This window comes from Luteitalea sp. (genome assembly GCA_009377605.1).
In the GTDB taxonomy this organism is placed as follows: Bacteria; Acidobacteriota; Vicinamibacteria; order Vicinamibacterales; family Vicinamibacteraceae; genus WHTT01.
The window spans coordinates 5422-10205 of record WHTT01000145.1; the positions used below are offsets into that span (position 1 = coordinate 5422).

The 4784-nt window shown below is 66.1% G+C and carries 3 protein-coding genes and 1 pseudogene (1 of these 4 running past the window's edge); all 4 read left to right on the top strand.

Annotated features, from left to right (window positions below; genetic code table 11):
- A pseudogene (locus tag GEV06_27110) lies at window positions 1–322 on the top strand (hypothetical protein); it begins 41 nt to the left of the window's first position.
- Window positions 319–2988, top strand: a complete 2670-nt coding sequence (locus tag GEV06_27115) for an FtsX-like permease family protein (protein MPZ21530.1) — start codon at window positions 319–321, stop codon at window positions 2986–2988. Before GEV06_27110 ends, GEV06_27115 begins: the two are co-directional and overlap by 4 nt.
- A 167-nt stretch (window positions 2989–3155) precedes the next feature.
- Window positions 3156–3713, top strand: coding sequence for an FtsX-like permease family protein (locus tag GEV06_27120; protein MPZ21531.1), 558 nt, complete (start codon window positions 3156–3158; stop codon window positions 3711–3713).
- A 327-nt stretch (window positions 3714–4040) separates the two neighbouring features.
- Window positions 4041–4784, top strand: a 744-nt coding sequence (locus GEV06_27125) for a DUF4082 domain-containing protein (GenBank protein MPZ21532.1), incomplete at its 3' end; no start/stop codon positions are given.

Here is a 4784-nt window from a genome sequence, read left to right on the forward strand (position 1 = left end):
CCCAGCTGGCGTCGCGCGGCCAAGAGTACTGCCAGATCCCGTGCCACGCGGCGTCGACGGCGCCGTTGGACCTGGTGAGCAGCCGCATGTCGAGCAGCGCGCGGGCCGCCAGCTCGCCATCAGCGCCGTCTACACCACACTCGAGCGGCTGGAGCAGAAGGGACTCGTCCGATCGCGGATCGGCGAGCCCACTCCCCAGCGTGGCGGGCGTCGGCGCAAACACTTCGAGCTGCTACCGTCCGGCGCACGCGCGTTGAAGGTGGCGTACAGGGCCTTTGCCGACATGGCGGCCGGTCTCGAGCATCAGCTGAAGGCGCTGTGAAGAAGCTGGCCCTGTTTCTCATCCGTCTGGTCACACCGCCCGCCGATCGGGAGTGGATCCTCGGCGACACGATCGAGGAATTCGAGCGCGTCGAACGCGTCTACGGTCCAGTAGCCGCCCAGCGATGGCTGCGACGCGAGCTGTACCGTGTACTGGGGCATGCGTGCCGCGAGCGCCTCGCGGGACGTCGATCGCCGCGTCTGTCCTCGCCGGCGAAGGGAGATGGGTTGATGTCTGCGATCTGGCAGGACGTTCGCTATGCGCTGCGTATGCTGCGGCAGTCGCCCGGGTTCACCGCGGTCGCGCTTCTCACCCTGGCGCTCGGCATCGGCGCCAACAGCGCCATCTTCGCCCTGGTCGACGCGACCTTGCTTCGTCCTTTGCCGTTTCCCAACCCCGATCGCCTCGTTGCGGTCTGGGAGCGAAGCGCGACGTCGCGCCGAAGCAACGTATCGCCGCTCAATCTCTTCGACTGGAACGAGCGGAATCGCACGTTCGATCTGATGGCAGGCTTCGCTCCCAATGTCGGGGGCATGGTCATGAGCGGTGCCGACGGCACAGCAGAAACCGTTCCTCGTCAATGGGTCTTGGCTGGATTCTTCGACGTGCTCGGCGTCAGGGCGATAGCCGGTCGAACGTTTCTTCCGTCCGACGACCGCCGGCGCGCCAATGTCGTCGTGTTGAGCGAAGCGTTCTGGCGAACGCGTTTCGGCGCGGACCCGACCGTGATTGGACGCGACATCCGGCTGGATGGGTCGCTGTATGCCGTGGTCGGCGTCGTGCCGAAGGCACCCCAGTTGCTGGGGCGGACCAGTATCTGGGCGCTCGTCTCCCTCGAGCGCAGCCCCGAGCTGCGAGCTGCATACTTCCTCCAGGTCATCGGGCGGTTGAAGCCAGGCGTCACGATCGAGGCCGCCGCTTCTGACATGGCGGCCGTTGCGGAGGGGCTCGCCCGCGAGTTTCCGGAGACAAACAAGGGACGCGGCGTCGAGCTCGAGCCGCTGCACGCGGTTCTGATCGGCGGTGATCTCCGCCTGACCTCGATGCTGTTTCTCGGCGTCGTCGGCATCGTGCTCCTCATCTGCTGCGCCAACGTGGCCAACTTGCTTCTCACGCGCGCAACGGCACGCACGCGGGAGCTGGCGATCAGGTCGGCGCTGGGCGCTGACCGGCGACGCGTCATTCGCCAGCTTCTCACCGAAAGCCTTGTGCTCTCAGCCATCGGAGGCCTCTTGGGAGCGGCGCTCGGCGCGGCGATTCTGGCGGTCGCGCCATCGGTGATTCCGGAGGGACTACTGCCCGGGGCGGTGACGCTGACCTTCGACATGCGCGTGGTGGCGTTCTGCGCCGCGGCTACCTTGTTCGTCGGGCTGCTGTTTGGCCTCGCGCCGGCGTGGCAGGCCACGGCGTTCTCGTCGGCGCGGGTGATCACCGCCGACAGCCGGACGACGACGGGGCGCGGTGGCTGGCTCCGCAGTGTGCTCGTCGTCGGAGAGGTCGCGACGGCCGTCGCGCTGCTGGTTGGCGCCGGGCTGCTGTTGCGCACCCTCATGGCGGTGGCGAGTGTCGAGCGTGGCTATCGCGCGGAGACCGCGCTCACCATGCTGGTCGACCCGCTGGGTTCGCGTTATCCCACTGGTGCCGCCCTGCTGCAGTTCTTCGATGCCGTCGAGCGGGAGATCATGATGCTTCCTGGAGTACGCAGCGTGGCATGGACGGGCGGGCTGCCGCTGGGGACTTCGCTTGGCGGCCGCTCGTTCTTCGAGATCGTGGGCGACCCGCCCGTCGACAGGAGCGAGCGTCCGACTGCCGACTACCAGATCGTGAGCCACACCTACTTCCAAACGCTCGATCTTCCTGTCGTGGCTGGCCGGGCCTTCAACGACCGCGATACGAGTGACAGTACCCCTGTCTGCATCGTGAACGAAGCCTTCGTCCGCGGCTACCTTCGGCGCGGATCGCCAATCGGCCGTCGGGTCGCCATTCGGGAAGCAGACTTCGACCAGGCGCCATCGGTCGAGCGAGAGATCGTGGGTGTCGCACGTCAAGTCAAGGGCCGACCCGATGAGACCGAGGATCTCGTGCAGATCTATGTCCCGATGGCGCAGAACGTCGTCGATGACATTTACCTCGTTGTCAGGCCCGCGTCCGGACGCGCGGAAGCGCTGGCGCCCTCCGTTCGGGCGGCGATCGCTCGCGTCGACAAGGAGCAACTGGTGAGTGTCAGAGACGTGACGACGCTCGAGAACGTCGCGTGGGAAGCCACCTCACGCCATCGGTTTCGGGCCGTGATGGTGATCACGTTCGCTGCGTTGGCGCTCCTGCTGGCGATGGTCGGCGTGTTCGGCGTCCTCGCGTATTCCGTCCAGCAGCGCCTGCGGGACTTCGGGGTACGGAGGGCGCTCGGCGCCACCACGGGCGACGTGTTTCGACTCGTCGTCTGGCGTGCCGCTCGCCTGATCGCGGCCGGTACCGTCATCGGGCTGGTCCTATCGGTGGCGCTGGGTCGGCTACTCGCCACCATGCTGTTTGGCGTACAGCCCCTCGACCCGATCACGTTCGCGTCCGTGACGATCGTGCTCACGGTGACGGCTGCGGTGGCAATTGCCACTCCCGCGTGGCGTGCGGCCCACGTCGATCCCGCCGTTGCGTTGCGAAGCCAGTAACCCGGGAGAGACGCGAGTCGATGCAGCCACGGCCCAGCATCACCCACTGCATTTTGATCTTCCCAGGTACCGAAGCCCTTTGACGGTAGCGCCTTGTCCAGGCTATATATAGTTGGGACAAGGAACCAACACGATGCCACCTCCTATCGCGCCGCCGGGAGGATGTCGTGGCGCGGAGTTTGTCATTCATCGCGCGCACAACCGGCGATCCAGCAACTCTCGCGCAGGCCGTGCGGGCGCGCACCCACGCGCTCGACCCGCACCTGCCGCTCATCGAGCCCGGACCGCTCACCGCGCAGCTTGCCGAGGAGCTTGCGCCGCGCCGTGCGACCACCTGGCTGCTGGCCATGTTTGCGGGCGCCGCAATGATCCTGGCAGCGATTGGCTTGTATGGCGTGATGGCATACGCGTCCGCCCAGCGGCGGCAGGAGTTTGGTGTGCGGCTTGCGCTCGGTGCTCGGCCAGGACAGATCCTGAGACACGTGCTCAGACAGGCGCTTACGCTGGCGCTGACCGGCATTGTTGTCGGCACGGTGCTGTCCGGCATCCTCGCGCGTGCCGCGGCGAATCTGTTCGCGGAGCTGAGGGCGGAGCCGTTCGATCCCGTCCTGTTCCTGCTTGTCGCCCTCAGCCTATTGGTGGTGTCGCTCGCAGCCTCGCTCGTCCCAGCGTGGCGCGCCGCGCGGGTGGGACCCGCGATGACGCTCAGAGCGGAAGGCGAATAAACGCGCCGGCCTGGCTATTCCGTCCGTTGCAGGGCAAGCACCGCGTCAGATCGTCTGAACGAGGACGCGTTGGTCGCTTCTGACACGGAGCTTGGGCGGCGTGCACGTCGGCGACCGGGCGGACGATAATGTCGTTTCGCGAGCGTACAAGGCCTCAATAGGCAGCATAAAGACACCTCTCAAGCTGATCTGTGAGCCGTCAGCGCAGTCCTACCACGCAAAAGGCAGCGCGCGCCGTCGGCACTCGATTTGCGTATCTCCCTATTTAGTACTTTCGCTGGTTGCCTCCTCAATTCAGTGTGCGGGTTCCCAAACTGGTGGTGCTCTATGCGGTGCCGTCCTGCAGTGGCCTGGCTTGCCGCGGGTCTCGTCGTAGTCCTCGCGCCGGTTCCAGCCGAGCGCGCAGTTGCCCAGTCGGGCGGCGAGAGCTATAGCATCTGGCCTACGTCGACCACGCCTTCCGTCGTTGCCGACCCCGATGCCGGTGCGGTGGAGCTCGGCGTGAAATTTGGCGCGGACGTCAATGGCGTCGTCACAGGCATCCGCTTCCACAAGTCCAGCACCAACACCGGGACGCACGTCGCCAACCTGTGGACGAGCACCGGCACGAAGCTCGCGACGGCCACGTTTCAGAACGAAACCCCCTCCGGATGGCAGCAGGTGAATCTATCCGCGCCGGTTGCCATAACGGCCGGCGCCGTCTACGTAGTCTCGTACCACACGAACACAGGCCACTACAGTGTGGACGAGAGTTATTTCCTGGGCCAAGGGGCCGACAACCCTCCACTCCACGCGCTCGCGAACGGCGTCTCCGGCGCCAACGGCGTCTACGCATACGGCGCCTCGACGTTCCCGACGAACAGCTGGCACGGCTCCAATTACTGGGTGGACGTCGTATTCAGCCCGACCGGTTCCGCCGATACGTCGCCGCCGACGATCACCGCGTTCACGGTTCCCGGCACCACAACTACCCTGTCGGTGGCCATCACGAGCTTCACGGCCACGGATGATGTTGGCGTCACCGGCTATCTGGTCAATCAATCGCCATCCAAGCCGTCGGCGGCGGCCGCC